Here is a 16,328-nt window from a genome sequence, read left to right as displayed (position 1 = left end):
GGAACCCTTATCGGGCGCCGGCGTCAGGGGGTGTCAGGGGGCGCCTAGGGGTGCCGGGATGGCAGGCCTATTCATTAGGTTCGGAAGTAGCGGATCCCCCTCCAGCAATCTGCGGGAGAGATTCTTAAATGGCGCAAAAATATCGCTTCATGTTACCTCCGCATGACGGCAGTGTAATACCTTCCCTACTAGCAATTTCCCTACCATGTGGAAATTTCCCGATACCTGTGCGGGCCCGATGATGGACGAGGGCCTCAGATTCCGCCTGCTCGGCCCCATGCAGGTGCTCAGGGACGGCGCCGAGCTGCAGATCTGCGCCAGCCGCGAGCTGGCGATCCTGGCCAGCCTGGTGCTCAACGCGGGCCGCGTGGTCAGCGTCGACCGCCTGATCGAGACGGTCTGGGCCGGGTCCGCCCCGCGTAGCGCGCGCCGCCAGATCGCCATCTGCGTGTCCCGGCTCCGCCGCATCCTGGGCGCCGGCGCGATCGAGACGTCCAGCCCCGGCTACCTGATCCGCCCGGCCCCCGACAGCGTCGACTGGCTGCAGTTCCGGGCCCTGGTGGCCCGCTCCCGTCGCGAGGTCGCGGGCAAGAACCGGGAAGAGGCGGTCCGGCTGCTGCGGGAGGCGCTCGCGCTGTGGCGCGGGAACCCGTTCGAGGACATCCGGGGCCTGCGCTACGACGTGGCCCGGATGGAGGAGTCCCGGCTGGAGGCCGCCGAGGCCTGCCTGGAGCTGGAGATCGAGCTCGGCCAGCACCACCAGGTGATTCCCGAACTGCTGGCGCTGGTCGCCGAGCACCCGTTCCGGGAGCGGGTCCGGGCCCTGCTCATGCTGGCCCACTACCGGGCCGGCCGCCGCGCCGACGCGCTGCGCACCTACCAGGAGACCCGCCGCTACCTGCGCGACCAGATCGGCCTGGAGCCCGGCCCCGCGCTGCGCCACCTGCACGACCAGATCCTGCGCGACGAGTCCAGCCTGATGCGGCAGCCCGTGCCCCGGGCCGGGATGGTCGTGCCGTCCCAGCTCCCGCCGCGGGTCGTGCCCTTCGTCGGCCGGGGTGAGGAGATGGCCGCGCTGGACGCGGTGCTGCGGCCCGACCCCGAGGTGGCGCTGCCCGGCACCACCGTGCTGAGCGGCCCGGTCGGCGTCGGCAAGACCGCGCTGGCGTTGCAGTGGGCGCACGACCGGGCCGACTGGTTCCCCGACGGCCACCTCTTCGCCGACCTGGACGAGGCCGAGCCCGCCGTCGTGCTGGACCGGTTCCTGCGCGCGCTCGGCGTGCCCCGCGCCGACCTGCCCGCCGACCGCGCCGAGAAGGTCGCGCTGTTCCGCAGCTGGACGGCCCGCCGCCGGCTGGTCGTGGTGCTGGACCGGGCCAGGGACGGCGCCCAGGTGCTGCCGCTGCTGCCCGGCGGCGCGAACTGCCGGGTGCTCGTGACCAGCACCAATCCGCTGGACGAGCTGGTGGCCCGGCAGGGCGCGCACCGCGAGTTCGTCCGCCCGCTCGGCACCGAGGCCGCCAGGGAACTGGCCGATCTGCTGGTCGGCAAGGTCGAGGCGCAGGCCGTGACCGACCTGCTGGCGCACTCCTTCGGCAACCCGCTGCGGCTGCGGATGGGCGCGGCCCGGATGCGCTCCCGGGGCAGGCACGTCACGACCTGGCCAGGATGACGCTCAGCGCCTTCTCCAGCTCGGCGAAATCCGCGTTCTGGGTGCGCCAGCCGACATGACCGTCAGGGCGCACCAGAACCGCGCCGTCGGCGCCGACGCCGTACTCCTCGGCCCACTCGGTCGAATCGATCTCCACGACCGCCACCCCCGCCGCGGCCCGCGCCCACCCGCTCCCCGGCGCGGTGAGCAGCGTGAACGATGGGCCGAGCAGGTCGAGCGTGGACACCCCCGGCGACACCCAGACGTGCGGCGCGCGGTGCCCCGGCCGGGCGGTCGCCACATATGTCCGGTACGGATCCGCCGGCGCGGGCTCCGGCGTGCCATCCGGGACGACGCCGGCCGACTCGTAGTGGAATCCCAGCACCAGCCCTTCCGACCCGCGCCGCCCCGCCTGTTGCTCGATCGCCTCGTGCATGGACAGCCGCCCGGCCATCATCCGAAACGTGATCATGGCGTTGACCAGGCTCTCGTCCACGGTACGGACCGCGACAGGACGGCGTTCCACCGCATAGGTGGCCAGCAGTTCCGGGCCGGCCGTGCCGCGCAGGACGGCGGCCAGCTTCCAGGCCAGGTTGTGCGCGTCCTGGATGCCGCAGTTCATACCGAACCCGCCCTGCGGGGTGGCCACGTGCGCGGCGTCCCCGACCAGGTAGACCGGGTCCCTGGCGAACTCGGCGGCCACCACGGCCTGCTGGAGCCAGGGCATCACGCCGACGATGTGGACCGGATGATCGGGGATGCCGATCGCCGAACGCACCGCGGCCAGGCAGTACTCCTCGGTGAAGTCGTCGGCGCTGCCGCCCTTGGCGGGGTCGTACCCGGTCTGCATGATCCAGCGGCGGCGGTTGTCGACCGCCTCGATCGCGCCGCCCGGGGTGCTGCGGACGAAGGAGAGGGCGGCCCGGCGGCCGGGGGGCAGGAAGTCGAAGTCGGCGTCGAACATGATGCTGACCATGTGGCCGAGCGGGGGCGGGCCCTCGACGGCGATGCCGAGCCGCTCGCGGATGCCGCTGCGGCTGCCGTCGGCGGCGATCAGGTAGCGGGCGCTGACCCTGGTGGCGGCACCGCCGGATTCCAGCACCGCCTCGACCCCGTCCCGGTCGACGCACAGGTCCGTCATGGTGGTGCCGAAGCGCACGTCACCCGCCGACTCGGCGAGCCTGCGCATGATCACTTCGAGGATGTCCTGCGAGCAGAGATAGGTGTAGGTCGGGCTCTGCGCGGCGTCCTCGGCGATGGCCGCCGCCTTGCGGAGGTAGTCGTCGGCGCTCAGCGAGGTGCCGACGCCGACCGCCAGCACGTCCTCGCGCGGCATGCCGGCCCGCTCCACCTCCTCCTGGAGGCCCCAGGCGCGCAGGATCTCCATGGTCCGGGTGGAGACCAGCCGCGCCTTCGGGAAAAGGGAGGTGCCCGGGTGCCTTTCGACGAGCAGCGACGATATTCCGTACCGGGACAGCTCGATGGACGCGGCCAGCCCGACCGGGCCGCCGCCGACGATCAAAACTTCAACTTTTTCGCTGCGCAGCTCGTCCATTGCGCCAGAGTCATATATCCGCTAATGCACGTCAATCCTGGGATAACTCGGTGATACAGGCGTGATATCGCGCCTTAGTAGCTTGATTCGTGAAGATACGGACTATTTGCAGTGTGATTGTCCCGCGAATCTGGAGACGATGATGCTCTTTGCCGAAGGCTCCGTGGCCCTGGTTACGGGCGGTTCCCGCGGCATCGGCCGGGCCGTCGCGCTCGACCTCGCCGCCGAGGGCGCGCACGTCATCGTCAACTACGCCCGCTCCGAGGCGGACGCCAAGGAGGTCGTCGCCCTCATCGAGGAGCGCGGCGGCACCGGGACGGCCGTACAGGCGGATGTGACCGATGAGGACGCGGTGCGGCAGATGTTCCGCGACATCCGCACCACCCGCGGCCGGCTGGACGTCCTGGTGACCAGCGCCGGCATCACCCTGGACCGCTACCTCGTCGCGATGAACCTGGAGCAGTTCCGCAAGCCGATGGACATCAACATGACCGGCACGTTCCTGACCTGCCGGGAAGGCCTGCGTCTCATGCAGCACCAGCGCAGCGGCGCGATCGTGACGCTGTCCTCGACCAGCGGCCTGGACGGCGGCTTCCCCGGCCAGACCAACTACGTGGCGTCCAAGGGCGCGATCATCGCGTTCACCCGGGCGCTGTCCAACGAGGCCGCCCCGCACGGGGTGCGCGCCAACGTCGTCGCGCCTGGTTTCGTCGCCACCGACATGACCCGCAGGGTGCCCGCCGAGATCAGGAAGCAGTACGAGTCCCGCATCCGGCTGGGCCGGATGGGGCGGCCCGAGGAGATCGCCTCGATCGTCAGCTTCCTCGCCTCGGACAAGGCGTCCTACATCTCCGGCGCTGTCGTGGTCGCCCACGGCGGCGGCCTCGGCTGAAGACCCCGGTACCCCCAACCTGGAGGACAGATGACCATCGACGAGCTGCGCGCCAAGGCCGCCGAGCGCCAGCAGACGTGCACCCAGATCAAGAAGATGATCGTGTCCCGCCTCGACCTGGAGATCGAGCCCGACTGGATCACCGACGACCAGCCGCTCTTCGGGCGCGGCCTCGAACTCGACAGCCTGGACGTGCTGGAGCTGTACGTCGCGATCGAGGCCGAGTTCGGGGTGGCCCTGTACGACAGCGAGATGGCCGTCTTCGGGTCCGTCTCCCGCCTCGCCGACGAGGTCAATCCGCAGCTCAAGGTGACCGCATGACGATCACGGAGGCGGCCCCGATCACCGGGCTGAGCAACGACCAGATCCGCGACGTGCTGCCGCATCGCTGGCCGATGCTGCTGCTGGACCGGGTCGGCAAGGTCGAGCCGGGCACGAAGGGCACGGCCACCAAGAACGTCACCGGGACCGAGCTGTGGTTCCAGGGGCACTTCCCGACCGAGGCGGTGCTGCCCGGCGTGGTGATCATCGAGGCGCTGGCGCAGCTCGCCGGCCTGGTCTTCGCCCTGTCCGGGGCCAGCCGGATCAGCTACCTGGCCGGGGTCAGGTCGATGCGGTTCCGCCGCCCCGTCGTGCCCGGCGACCAGCTCGCCCTGACCGCCGAGCGGACCGGGGGCGGCACGGGCTTCGCCGAGTTCCGGGTCTCGGCCCGGGTCGACGGCCAGGTCGCGGCCGAAGGAATCCTCACGATCGTTGATCCGGCGGGCAACACCGCCGTACGAAAGGTGTGAGCAATGACTACCGTCCTCGCGCATGTGCATCCGGGGGACACCGTTTACGGCCAGGTCGGCGACGCCTCCGTCCCGCTCCGCTTCGGCGACCTGCCGGATGAGTACCAGGTGCTCAGGGATCGGGCCGCGCTGCTCGACCTGAGCGGGCACCGGCTGATCGAGATCAGCGGCCCGGCCGCCGTGGACTTCGCGCAGCGGCTGCTGGCCCGCGACGTCGAATACCTCACCTCCGAGCGCTGCATGATGAGCCTGGTGCTGGACGACAGCGGGCAGGTCGTCGACCAGGTCCTGGCGTTCGGCCGGGAGAACGGACTGCTGCTGGAGAGCTCGGTCGGGGCCGGTGACCGGCTGATCGAGCACCTGCGGGCCAACAACGACGAGGGTGTGGAGATCACCGACCGGTCCGGCGACCTCACCGTGCTCGGGCTCGAAGGCCCGTACGCGTGGGGCGTGGTCGGCCGGCTGATCGACGGCGAGCTGGCCTCGCTGCCGTTCGAGGCGGTGGCGGACACCGTCTGGAACGACGTCGAGATCATCTTCGCCAGGACCGGGTTCACCGGCGAGTACGGCTACCAGATGATCGTGCCGATCGAGTCCGCCGCCGACCTGTGGCAGGCCTCCCTGGAGCACGTCACCGCCGCCGGGCAGGAGGCGCTGGAGCTGGCCATGCTGGAGGTGCGCCAGCCGATCCCCCGGCTGGAGACCGCCGGCGGCGCGAACGTGATCGAGATCGGCGCCAACTGGCTGGTCGACGTCACCAAGGACGAGTTCGTCGGCAAGGAGGCCGTGCTCGCCGCGTTCGAGTCCGGGCAGGGCCGCCGGACCGTCGGCTTCTCCGGCGGCGACACCGTGCCCGAGCCGGGCGCGCGCGTCCTGGCCGGCGGCGAGGACGTCGGCGAGGTGGTGCTCGCGGTCCGCAGCGTCGGCCTCGGCGCGACCCTCGGCCTGGCCAGGGTGGACGCCGAGCTGGCCGCCGCCGGTCTGGAGTTCACCGTCGAAGGCGCCGGTGTGACCACGCTGACCAGCCCCTACATCGTGCCCAAGAGCTGGAGCATCCCGATCATCTGATCGGTTCCGCCAGGTAAGGAGACCAGCATGGCGCTGCGGCCCGTCGTCGTCACCGGCCTTGGAGTCATCTGTGCCATCGGCCGCGACCCCGCCGAATTCTGGCACCGGCTCACCACCGGCCAGGGGGGCCTCACCCCCATCCAGGACCCGGCCTTCGCGGTCTTCGAGGCCAGGTACGCCGGCCAGGTCCCGGACGAGTGGATTACCGGACAGCTGCCCGAGTCCGACGCCGCCCTGGACCGCACCGCCCGGCTGGCCCTGATCGCGGCCCGCCAGGCGGTCGCCCAGGCGGGGCTGACCAGCATCGACGCCGCCCGGTTCGGGATGATCCTCGGCAAATGCCAGGCCACCCCGGACGCGGCCGGCCACTACCAGCCCATGCACCGCACCCAGGACGTGCTCGCCGACCGGCTGAGCCTGCGCGGCCCGCGCATCCTGGTGTCGACGGCCTGCGCGGCCGGCGGCAACGCGGTCGGCCTGGCCAAGGACAAGATCCTCACCGGTGCGGCCGACGCCGTCCTCGCCGGCGGCGTCGACCCGCTGCTGTTCGGCACCTACGCCGGCTTCGCCGGGCTCAAGGCCCTGAGCACCGGACCCTGCCGTCCCTACAGCCACTCCGACGGCTTGAACCTCGGCGAGGGAGCCGCGTTCCTGCTGCTGGAGCCGCTGGATCTGGCCCTGGCCCGGGGCGCGGTGCCGCTGGCCGAGGTCGCCGGGTACGGCCTGTCGGCCGACGCCTACCACGCCACCGCCCCCGACCCCACCGGCCGGGGCGGCACGTCCGCGATGCGGCGGGCGCTCGCCGACGCCGGACTGACCACCGGCGACGTCGGCTATGTCAGCGGGCACGGCACCGGCACCCCGGCCAACGACGCGATGGAGGCCAAGGTCATGCGCACGGTCTTCGGGCCGCGCGCCGGGCAGGTGCCGACCAGCAGCATCAAGTCGTTCGTCGGCCACACCCTGGGCGCGGCCGGCGCGGTCGAGGCGGTCGCCGCGGTGCTCGCCCTGCGGGACGGCATCGCGCCGCCCACGATCGGCTTCGCGGCGGATGCCGTACCGGGTGATCTGGACTTCGTGCCCAACGTGGCGCGGAAGCTCCCGATTGACACGGTCGTGTCCAACAACTACGCGTTCGGCGGGAACAACGTCTCGCTGATCCTGACCACGCCAGGACCGGATCGGGCGTACGAGGAGCTGCCCCGGCGGGAGGCTGTGATCACCGGGCTCGGGCCGGTCAGCGGGCTGGGTGTCGGGATCGCCGAGACCACCGAGGCGATCCTGGCCGGACGGCAGGCGCTCGGCGCGCGGCCCTCCCTGGAGGGCAGGACGTTCGCGCCCCGCTCGCTCTGGCGGCACATGAACAACCTGTCCAGGATGGCGATCGCGGCCTCCCGGCTCAGCTGGGAGGACGCGGGGCTGAAGCTGCCGCGCAAGGAGCTCGACGACGTCGGTCTGGTGTTCGCCACCGGTGCAGGGTCGGCCGAGAGCACCGGCGGGTTCGACGACAGCATCGCGGCCAACCCCAACAAACCGGCCGTGCTGAGCTTCTCCAACGTGGTGCTGAACGCCACCGGCGGCGCGGTCTGCCAGACCCTCGGGCTGCGCGGGCCGACCACGACGATCTGCAACGGCGGGGCGTCGGCGTCGATCGCGCTGGACTGCGCGCTGGAGATGATCAGAGCGGGCAAGGCGGAGGTCGTCCTGGTGGTCGCCGCGGACGAGCATGTCGGGGTGGTTCCCGAGGGCTCGTTCGTGTCGCCGTACGACCGGGATTCGGCCAGCGTGCCCGGCTCCGCGGCGGTGGCGTTCGTGGTGGAGGCGGCCGAGCACTGCGCGGCGCGGGGTGGCACGCCCTACGCGCGGGTGCTGGGCACGAGCCACGCCGACGGGCTCACCTGGGATGAGCGGCCAGAGCTGGTCATCGGTGGCGGCGACGCCGAGGAGGCCGCGTCGGTACTCGCCGCGCTGCCCGGCGTGCCGCTGACCGCGTCGGCCGGGCTCACCGGCGACTGCCAGGCCGCGACCGGGGCGCTGAACATCGCGCTGGCCGCGCTCGCGATCAGGGACGGGGTCGCCCCCGCGCTGACCGGGCTGACCACTCCGGCGGCGGGCGGGCTAGCGGACTACCTCAGCAAACCGAACCTGCCGGAACCGCCCGAGCGGGCGCTCGTGCTCAGCTCCGCGCCGGGATCGGTGCGCGGCGCGGTCCTGCTGGGGGCGGTATGACCCCCTTCGACGTGGGCGAGACGGACCGGCTGCTGACCACGACCCGGTCCGTACGCCGCCGCCTGGATCTGGACCGCCCGGTGCCCAGAGAGATCGTCGAGGAGACGCTGGAGGTCGCCGTCCAGGCGCCCACCGCCAACAACCACCAGAACTGGCGCTGGATGGTGATCAGCGAACCGGCGGTCAAAGAGAAGATCGCCGAGATGACGCTGTCGTCCTGGCTGTTCCACCGCAACGACGTGTGGACCAACGCCGGGCGGCGGCGGAACACGGCGCAGGCGCGCCGCAACAACGAGTCGGTGGTCGTGCTGGCCGAGACGATCGCGCGGGTGCCGATCCTGGTCATCCCGTGCGTGCTCGGCCGCCCGCCGGACACCGAGGCGATCGACGCCGCCTGGCGGGAGCGCATGTCGACCAAGCCGCCGCAGGACCCGGGCCACCACGTCCGGCTCGGCCCGATGCGGGCCAGCATCTTCTACGGCTCGATCTTCCCCGCCATCTGGTCCTTCCAGCTGGCGCTGCGCAGCCGTGGCCTCGGCAGCACGATCACCTGCATGCACGTCCCGCACGAGCGGCAGGTCGGCGAGCTGCTGGGCATCCCGTCCGGGGTCACGCAGGTCTGCATGATCCCGGTCGCCTACACGGTGGGCACCGGGTTCCGCCCGGCCGATCGGGCCAGCGCGAAGGAACGCACGTACTGGGAGAGGTGGGAGGCATGACCGATGTCGTGATCGTCGGAGGTGGCATCGCGGGCGCGTCGGCGGCCTGCAAGCTGTCCGCCGGTGGGCTGGACGTTGTGCTGCTGGAGAAGCAGGCCGCCTACCACGACCTGGTCCGCGGCGAGTGGCTGGCCCCCTGGGGCATCCGCGAGGCGCAGCGGCTCGGCGTGTACGACTGCTTCGGCGCGGGCGGCGGCTGGGAGATCCGGGAGTGGATGACCTGGGACGAGGCGGTCGCCGACGACGAGGTCGAAGCCGTGGACATGACCCGGTTCATCCCCGGCATCGGCGGCCCGATGTCGTTCCCGCACCACGCGGTGTGCGAGCTGATGGCCGCCCAGGCCGCCGGTTCCGGCGCCCGCCTGGTGATGGACGCGTCCCGGATCAACGTCACCGCCGGCCGGGAACCCGTCGTCACCTACAAGACCCCCGAGGGCGAGCACGAGATCCGCCCCCGGATGGTGCTCGGCGCGACCGGACGCGGCTGCACGGTCGGGCGGCAGATCGGCGTCACCATGCGCAACTCCATGCACCACTGGGGCGGCGGCATGATGGTCGAGGGCCTGGACTCCTGGCCGGCCGACGTGCAGGCCATGGGCACCGAGGGCGACGTGATGTTCATGGTCTTCCCGCAGGGGTACGGCCGCGCCCGCCTCTACCTGAACTTCCCCGCCGAGAACAAGCTGCGCTACCGGGGCGAGGGCGGCGTCGAACGATTCCTGGCCGCGTTCGAGCTCGACTGCCTGCCCGATCGCGGCAAGGCCGTCACCGAGGCGATCCCGGCCGGGCCGCTGTCGGTGTGGCCGTCGGTGTCGAGCGTGCCGGAAGGGCCGCCGCTGGCCGAGGGCGTGGTGCTGATCGGCGACGAGGCCGGCAACGCCGACACCGTGCTCGGCACCGGCCTGTCCTGCGCGATGCGCGACTCCAGGACCGTGTGCGACATCCTGCTCGGCTCCGACGACTGGTCGCCGGCGGCGTTCGATCCGTACGTGGCAGAACGCCAGTTCCGGCTGGACCGGCTCGCGTTCGGCGCCGACATCGTCAGCCGGCTGCACGTGGAGTTCGGCGAGGTGGCGGTCGAGCGCCGGCGGCGGGCCCGCCGGTTGATGGCGAAGAACTTCGCCGCCCAGGTCACGGGCCTGCTGAACATGGTGGCCCCCGAGGATGTGCCCGAGTTCGGATTCAGCGAGTTCTTCGCGGAGCGGTTGTTCAGGGAGACGGCATGACTGAGAAGAAGACGGTGCGCGTCAACGACGTCGACATCGCCTACGTGGAGGAGGGCGAGGGCGACCCCGTCATCCTGCTGCACGGCTACCCCGACTCCTCCTACCTGTGGCGGCACCAGATCCCGGCGCTCGCCGAGGGCGGCTTCCGGGTGATCGCGCCGGACCTGCGCGGCTTCGGCGACTCCTCCAAGCCGCAGGAGATCGAGGCGTACGGCATGCAGACGATCGTCAACGACATCGTCGCGCTCACCACCAAGCTCGGCATCCGCCGCCCGCACGTGGTCGGCCACGACTGGGGCGCGGCCATCGCCTGGATGTACGCGTTCCTGATGCCGCGCCGGATCGACCACCTGGCCGTGCTGTCGGTCGGCCACCCGGGGGTGTTCGCGAACCCGTCCATCGAGCAGCGCGCCGCCTCCTGGTACATGCTGCTCTACCAGTTCCCCGGGATCAGCGAGGAGCTGCTGCGCCGCAACGGCTGGCGGCTGTTCAAGGAGATCATGGGCAGGGACGGCGACTACGACCGCTACCTGCGCGACATGGCCCGCCCCGGCGCGCTGACCGCGGGGCTGAACTGGTACCGCGCGAACCGCTCGCCGGAGTCGGAGCTGCGGCCCGCCCGGCCGTTCCCGCCCATCCTGGCCCCGACCCTCGGCATCTGGGGGGCCGGCGACCGGGCGCTCCGCGAGGAGGGCATGCTCGGGTCGGCCAAGTTCGTGAAGGGCCCGTGGCGGTACGAGCGGGTCGAGGACGCCGGCCACTGGATCCCGCTCGACGCCCCCGAGGTGGTCAACAAGCTGCTGCTGGGCTTCCTCGGCACAGAGGATTCCGCGCAGGCCGAGCGACGCCCGCGTCGGCGGCTCTGATGCTCGGCTACCTGTTCCCCGGTCAGGGCACCGTCCGGGTCGGCATGGGCGCCTGGCTGCGCCGCCGGCCGGTGGCCCGGGCCGTGCTCGACGAGGTGGACGAGCTGCTGGCGCGGCCGATCTCGGGGCTGTGCGTGCGCGGGCCGCTGGATCGGCTGGTGGCCACCGAGCATGCGCAGATCGCGGTGACCGCGTGCAACCTGGCGGCGCTGGCGGTACTGGAAGAAGAGGGTTTCGAGCCGGGCATTGTGGCCGGTCACAGCGTTGGCGAGCTGGCCGCGCTGCACGCGGCCGGGGTGCTCGGGCGAGCCGACACGGTCCGGCTGGTGGAGACCAGGTCGCGGCTGATGTCGCAGGTAGGCGTCACCGGCGGGATGCGTGCGGTGATGGGCCTGCCGGTTGAGCGGGTCGAGGAGCTGGCCGCGCTGGCCGGGACCGCGGAAGAGCCGCTCGTGGTCGGGCTGGAGAACGCGCCAGGACACGTGGTCGTCTCCGGCTCGCTGGCGGCGCTGGACCGGCTGGCCGAGCTGGCCACCGACGCCAGCAAGATCGTGCAGCTGGCGGTGGGCAACGCGTTCCACTCGCCGCTGATGGCCGCGGCCGTGCCGGGGTGGGCGGACGCGGTCCGGGCCGCGCCGATGAGTCCGCCCCAGGTGCCGGTCGTCCCGAACGTCACTGGCAGGCCCACCACCGATCTCGAACTGATCAAGGACTCGCTGATCGCCCAGCTGACCGGCCGGGTCCGCTGGACGGACACCGTCGCGGTGGTGGACGCGTTCGGGCCCGCCGTCGAGGTGGGCGACAGCAAGGTGCTGGCCGGGCTGTCCCGCCGGGTCGGCGCGCGCTGCCTGAGCATGGCCGACCCCGGCACGCTGCGCCGCCTGGCCAGGGAGCCGGCGGCATGAACCGGTGGGGTAGCGCCGTGGTCGGCTTCGCCGGGCTCACCCTGCCGCATGACCTGCTGGACGGCATGCGGATCGAAGACGTCTACACCCCCGCGGAGCGGCTGCGCTCCGGCGCCGGTCGGTCGCTCCAGCACTGGGCCGGTCGGCTGGCCGCCAAACGCGCCGTCCTGCGCCTGCTCGGGGTGCCGCCGACGGCCGAGCACCTGGCCCAGGTCGAGGTCCTGCCCCAGCCCACCGCCGCCTGCGCCCGTACCGCCGCCTGCAACGACGGCCACCCTCCTTTCGTACGGCTCAGCCCGGCCCTCGCCGCCCGGACCGACCAGCGGATCCGGCTCTCGCTCAGCCACACCTCCGGCCGGGCCCTGGCGGTAGCCGTGGCGTCGGCCGGGCTCCCGGAGGACGCGTGATGGACGCCAGGAAGATCGCCGAAGCGCATCTGGAGGCCTGGCGGAACGCCGACCCCGCCGCCGTGGCCGCCGCGGTCACCGGGTTCCAGGACCCTGACACCGCAGGATCGCTGGCCGGTGACGCGCTGGCCGCGCACGCGGCGGCGGTGCTGGACCGCTTCAGGAACCTGCGCCTCCAGGTGGAGCAGGTGACCGGCGACGCGGACGCGGCGACCGTCTGGTGGACCATCGAAGCCGACCACCGCGCCACCTACCTGGGCATGCCCGCCGTCGGCCGCGCCGTCCGATTCGCCGGGACCGACCTCGTCACCGCCGACGGGCGGGTCCGGCGTTGCTTCGACCGGCTGGCCGTCGCCGAGGCGCTCGGGTACACGGCCAGGTTCGTGCCCGCCGCCGACGAGGTGCGCGAGTTCGGGGTCAGCGCGCGGGCCGCGAGCAGCCGTACCGACCGGCCCGGCGCGTTCACCCTGACCTGGCTGGAGGTCCGCGACGAGGCGGAGGCGGCCGACGTGGACCTGCTCAGCGTGGAGATCGTCAAAGGGCTGCGGACCTCCAAGGGCTTTCTCGGGGTCGCCACGTTCGACATCGGCGACCGCAAGTACACGCTCACCGCGTTCGACCGGCCGGAGTCGGTGCGCGCCGTGCACGCGCGGCCGCACCAGCGGGCGATGCGCCGATTCTTCAAGGCCGGACTCTGCACCCGGGCCCTCACCAGCGTCCTGATCCCCGAGGCCATCCGCGAGTACGCCCGCTGCGCCGACTGCGGCACCGTCGTCAAGCACGGCGCCGCCTGCGGCTGCGGGTGGACCCCTGACGACGTCCCCCTACTGTGACTGGAGCAGCGATGACCGTCTTCACCTTCGAGCACGCGCCGGGGGACGGCGACCGGCCGACCGTGGTGTTCATGTCCGCGCTGTTCGCCGGCGGCTGGATCTGGGAGCACCCCTACCGGCATCTGGCGGCGGCCGGTCGGCCGGTGCTCCGCACCCACGAGGCCATCTGCGCCCTGGACCGGCGGGTGGCCGGGTCGATCGAACGGCTCGGCGACGCGCTCCTCGACGCCTGCGACGAGGCCGGCGTGGGCGATGTGATCGTGTGCGCCAACTCGCTCGGCGGTCTTGTCGCGATCGACCTCGCCGGGCGGCACCCCGACCGGGTGCGCGGCATCGCGGTCAGCGGCGCCCCCGGCCTCACCCCCGACCCCGACGTCGGCCTCAGCTTCGACCGGCGAGCCAGCGTGCGGCCGGTCGGCGCGGAGTTCGGCGACCGGATGATGGCCGCGCTGTTCCACGGCGAGGAGCGGTTCTTCACCCAGGAGCAGATGGACGGCGTCGGCACCATGCTGCTGCGGCCCGAGGCGATGGTCAGCATGGCCCGCAGCATCAAGGCCACCCGCCGCTACCAGGTACGGCCCGCGCTGGACAAGGTGCGCTGCCCGTCCGCGTACGTGTGGGGGAGGCACGACCGGATGACCCCCGTCGACCCCTGGCTGGAGCTGCTCGCCGAATACCCCGAGACCGAGGTCGTCGTCGTGGCGGACAGCGGCCACATCCCGATGATCGAGCGGGCCGCCGAGTACACCGCGATCCTGGAGCCGTTCCTGGACCGCTGCGGACGGGTCCCCGCATGACCACGCCGGCCGTCCTGATCGGGGTGGACATCGTCGCAGCCGACCGGCTGGCCAGGGCCGCCGCGCGCGGCGGCGCGACCTTCACCCGCCACCTCACCACCGTCGCCGAGCGCGACCTCGGCCCGGGCACGGCCACGTTCTCGGTCAAGGAGAGCTTCATCAAGGCGGTCGGCGGTCGTCCACCAGGCTTCACCTGGCACGACTTCGAGGCCACGCCGGAACCGCCGCCGGCCTGGACCGGCGAGCTGCTCGACGAGGCGGCGGCCGAGCTCACCGCCGCCACCGGCCTGGCCCTGACCGGCGGCGCGGCCTACACCCTGCGCGGCGCCTGCCGGGACGCCGCCCGCCTGCGGCTGGCCGGCCCCGTGGCGGGCGCGGCCCGCTGGGGGAGCGGCGACGGGCTGCTCGTCTCCCTCGCCGTCGTCTACGTCGACAGGAAGGACGCCCGATGTCCATAACCAGAACGGTCCAGCCCGGCGAGTCCCTCCAGACCGCCCTGGACGAGGCAGGCCCCGGCGCGACGATCCTGCTCGCCGCCGGGACGTACCCGGGGAGCGCCTGGATCAGGCACGACGGGGTGACCCTGCACGGTGAAGGGGCCGTGCTGGTCCCCGGACCAGGGGTCCGAGCCGACATCCCCAAGCTGCACGACGCGAGCGAGGACGTGGTCTCCGGCGTCGTCGCGCACGGCGTCCGCGACCTCACCGTCACCGGGCTCACGGTGCGCGGCTTCTCCGGCGCCGGCCTCTACGCCCACTCCGTCACCGGCCTCGCCGTCCGGGACGCGACCGTCGTGGACAACGCGGTCTGGGGTGTCTACGTGCGCGAGACCACCGGCTGCGAGGTGCTCAGGTGCCGGGCCTCCGGCAGCCAGTACGCCGGTGTCGCGGTCAGCTTCTGCGCCCGCGGCGGGGCGCTCATCGAGGGCAACGAGACGTTCGCCAACGCGTTCGGCGTGTTCGTCGACAACTCCAGCGGCGTACGGGTGCTGCGCAACACCAGCCACGGCAACGCGATCGGGCTGATGCTGCTCAACCAGACCTACAAGGGGGAACCGGACGGCGGGGTCCGGGACTGCCTGATCGCCGGCAACGACGTCTACGGCAACGACCTGGCCGCCGGCGGCGAGGACCCCGGCTCGCTGGGCGCGGCGGGCCCGCCGATCTCGGGGGTCGGGATCGCGCTGATCGGCACCGAGCGGATCAGCGTGGTCGACAACCACATCCACGACAACCACCCCAGCGGCGAGTCCGTGATGGGCGCCGCCTTCGTGATGGGCTCGTCCAAGGGCTGGGGCGGCGACGACGCGGTGGCTAACCACATCCTCTGGAACCGGGTCACCGGCAACACGCCGCTGGACTACCAGCTCGGCGTCGACCTCGAACTCCAGACCTTCGCCGGCAACGTCGCCGCCAAGGGAGAACCGGACGAAGTGGCGGGGTGGCGGCCATGACCAACACGCTGAACTGCGAAAATCTCAGCAAGAAGTACGGCGACGTAGTGGCGGTGGCCGATGTCGGATTCACCATCGCGCCGGGGGAGGCGTACGGGCTGCTGGGCCCGAACGGCGCCGGCAAGACCACCACGATCTCCATGCTGGTCGGCCTGCTCAAGCCCGACACCGGGACGGTCGTGGTCGGCGGCACCGACCTGGCGACCGACCCGATGGCGGCCAAGGCGAAGATCGGCTACGTCCCGCAGGAGATCGCCCTCTACCCGGACCTGACCGGCCGGGAGAACCTGCGCTTCTTCGGCCGCCTGTTCGGCCTCCCGCGCAAGGAGCTGCGCGGGCGCATCGACGAGGTGCTCGACCTGGTCGGCCTCGCCGACCGCGCCGACGCCAAGCTCGACACCTACTCCGGGGGCATGAAGCGGCGCATCAACATCGGCGCCGCCCTGCTGCACCGCCCCGAACTGCTCATCCTGGACGAGCCCACGGTCGGCGTCGACCCGCAGAGCCGCAAGGCCATCCTGGACGGCGTCGAACGCCTGGTCGCCGACGGCATGGCCCTGCTCTACACCTCGCACTACATGGAGGAAGTCGAGCGGATCTGCCACCGGGTCGCCATCATCGACCACGGCGCCATCGTCGCCGAGGGCACCCGCCACGAGCTGGTCGAGCTGGTCGGCGGCGCGGACCGGATCGAGCTCACCCTGGACGGCGACGTCGAGACCGCGATCGCCAAGCTCCGCGGCGTGGGCGGCGTCACCGAAGCGGCCCGCACCGCGGCCGGGTCGGTCCGGCTGATCGCCGAAGGCGGCCGGTACCTGCTGCCTGCGATCATCGCCACCGTCGACGGCATCGCCACCGTCACCGCCGTCGAGGTCGTCGAACCCGACCTCGAGGCCACCTTCCTGCACCTCACCGGCAGCACGCTCAGGGACTGAC

At 72.1% G+C, this 16,328-nt stretch carries 17 protein-coding genes; 16 read left to right on the top strand and 1 reads right to left on the bottom strand.

What is annotated here, in order from left to right; all coding sequences use genetic code 11:
* Positions 1-205: 205 nt before the first annotated feature.
* Complete coding sequence (locus tag Amac_RS43095; protein ID WP_218041637.1) at positions 206-1,672, top strand: AfsR/SARP family transcriptional regulator; 1,467 nt, start codon at positions 206-208, stop codon at positions 1,670-1,672.
* On the opposite strand, the gene Amac_RS43090 is transcribed toward Amac_RS43095, so the two are convergent.
* On the bottom strand, positions 1,653-3,206 hold the full coding sequence (locus Amac_RS43090) for an FAD-dependent monooxygenase (RefSeq protein ID WP_218041636.1): 1,554 nt from the start codon (positions 3,204-3,206) through the stop codon (positions 1,653-1,655). The two genes, Amac_RS43095 and Amac_RS43090, sit on opposite strands and share 20 nt — an antisense overlap.
* Positions 3,207-3,345: 139 nt before the next feature.
* On the opposite strand from Amac_RS43090, the gene Amac_RS43085 reads away from it, so the two are divergent.
* From Amac_RS43085 to Amac_RS43015, 15 genes are read left to right on the top strand one after another with little or no spacing between them, the layout of a single operon-like run.
* On the top strand, positions 3,346-4,098 hold the full coding sequence (locus tag Amac_RS43085; RefSeq protein WP_246269068.1) for a 3-oxoacyl-ACP reductase family protein: 753 nt from the start codon (positions 3,346-3,348) through the stop codon (positions 4,096-4,098).
* Positions 4,099-4,128: 30 nt separating this feature from the next.
* Positions 4,129-4,419, top strand: a complete 291-nt coding sequence (locus Amac_RS43080; protein ID WP_155360227.1) for an acyl carrier protein — start codon at positions 4,129-4,131, stop codon at positions 4,417-4,419.
* A complete protein-coding gene (gene fabZ, locus Amac_RS43075) occupies positions 4,416-4,889 on the top strand; it encodes a 3-hydroxyacyl-ACP dehydratase FabZ (RefSeq protein ID WP_155360226.1) in 474 nt (157 codons plus the stop codon). The genes Amac_RS43080 and fabZ overlap by 4 nt, the downstream gene beginning before the upstream one ends.
* Before the next feature lie 3 nt (positions 4,890-4,892).
* Positions 4,893-5,957 (top strand): aminomethyl transferase family protein, encoded by a 1,065-nt coding sequence (locus Amac_RS43070; protein ID WP_155360225.1) that lies wholly within the window; start codon positions 4,893-4,895, stop codon positions 5,955-5,957.
* A gap of 27 nt (positions 5,958-5,984) precedes the next feature.
* Positions 5,985-8,186 (top strand): beta-ketoacyl-[acyl-carrier-protein] synthase family protein, encoded by a 2,202-nt coding sequence (locus Amac_RS43065; RefSeq protein WP_155360224.1) that lies wholly within the window; start codon positions 5,985-5,987, stop codon positions 8,184-8,186.
* Positions 8,183-8,905, top strand: coding sequence for a nitroreductase family protein (locus Amac_RS43060; protein ID WP_155360223.1), 723 nt, complete (start codon positions 8,183-8,185; stop codon positions 8,903-8,905). Before Amac_RS43065 ends, Amac_RS43060 begins: the two co-directional genes overlap by 4 nt.
* On the top strand, positions 8,902-10,131 hold the full coding sequence (locus Amac_RS43055; RefSeq protein ID WP_155360222.1) for an FAD-dependent oxidoreductase: 1,230 nt from the start codon (positions 8,902-8,904) through the stop codon (positions 10,129-10,131). Before Amac_RS43060 ends, Amac_RS43055 begins: the two co-directional genes overlap by 4 nt.
* On the top strand, positions 10,128-10,997 hold the full coding sequence (locus Amac_RS43050; RefSeq protein ID WP_155360221.1) for an alpha/beta fold hydrolase: 870 nt from the start codon (positions 10,128-10,130) through the stop codon (positions 10,995-10,997). Before Amac_RS43055 ends, Amac_RS43050 begins: the two co-directional genes overlap by 4 nt.
* Positions 10,997-11,902, top strand: a complete 906-nt coding sequence (locus Amac_RS43045) for an ACP S-malonyltransferase (RefSeq protein WP_155360220.1) — start codon at positions 10,997-10,999, stop codon at positions 11,900-11,902. The genes Amac_RS43050 and Amac_RS43045 overlap by 1 nt, the downstream gene beginning before the upstream one ends.
* Positions 11,899-12,309, top strand: a complete 411-nt coding sequence (locus Amac_RS43040) for a holo-ACP synthase (protein ID WP_155360219.1) — start codon at positions 11,899-11,901, stop codon at positions 12,307-12,309. The genes Amac_RS43045 and Amac_RS43040 overlap by 4 nt, the downstream gene beginning before the upstream one ends.
* Positions 12,309-13,142 carry an ester cyclase gene (locus Amac_RS43035; RefSeq protein ID WP_155360218.1) on the top strand — a complete coding sequence of 278 codons (834 nt, stop codon included), beginning with the start codon at positions 12,309-12,311 and terminating at the stop codon, positions 13,140-13,142. The genes Amac_RS43040 and Amac_RS43035 overlap by 1 nt, the downstream gene beginning before the upstream one ends.
* An 11-nt stretch (positions 13,143-13,153) precedes the next feature.
* On the top strand, positions 13,154-13,939 hold the full coding sequence (locus tag Amac_RS43030; protein WP_155360217.1) for an alpha/beta fold hydrolase: 786 nt from the start codon (positions 13,154-13,156) through the stop codon (positions 13,937-13,939).
* Positions 13,936-14,397, top strand: coding sequence for a 4'-phosphopantetheinyl transferase family protein (locus tag Amac_RS43025; RefSeq protein WP_155360216.1), 462 nt, complete (start codon positions 13,936-13,938; stop codon positions 14,395-14,397). The genes Amac_RS43030 and Amac_RS43025 overlap by 4 nt, the downstream gene beginning before the upstream one ends.
* Positions 14,388-15,392 carry a right-handed parallel beta-helix repeat-containing protein gene (locus tag Amac_RS43020; RefSeq protein WP_155360215.1) on the top strand — a complete coding sequence of 335 codons (1,005 nt, stop codon included), beginning with the start codon at positions 14,388-14,390 and terminating at the stop codon, positions 15,390-15,392. Before Amac_RS43025 ends, Amac_RS43020 begins: the two co-directional genes overlap by 10 nt.
* Positions 15,389-16,327, top strand: coding sequence for an ABC transporter ATP-binding protein (locus tag Amac_RS43015; RefSeq protein WP_155360214.1), 939 nt, complete (start codon positions 15,389-15,391; stop codon positions 16,325-16,327). The genes Amac_RS43020 and Amac_RS43015 overlap by 4 nt, the downstream gene beginning before the upstream one ends.
* The last annotated feature ends 1 nt before the right edge of the window (position 16,328 follow it).

This window comes from Acrocarpospora macrocephala, assembly GCF_009687865.1.
Lineage (GTDB): Bacteria > Actinomycetota > Actinomycetes > Streptosporangiales > Streptosporangiaceae > Acrocarpospora > Acrocarpospora macrocephala.
The sequence above is the reverse complement of the archived record's forward strand: the minus strand, read 5'-3'. Positions and strand labels throughout refer to the sequence as shown.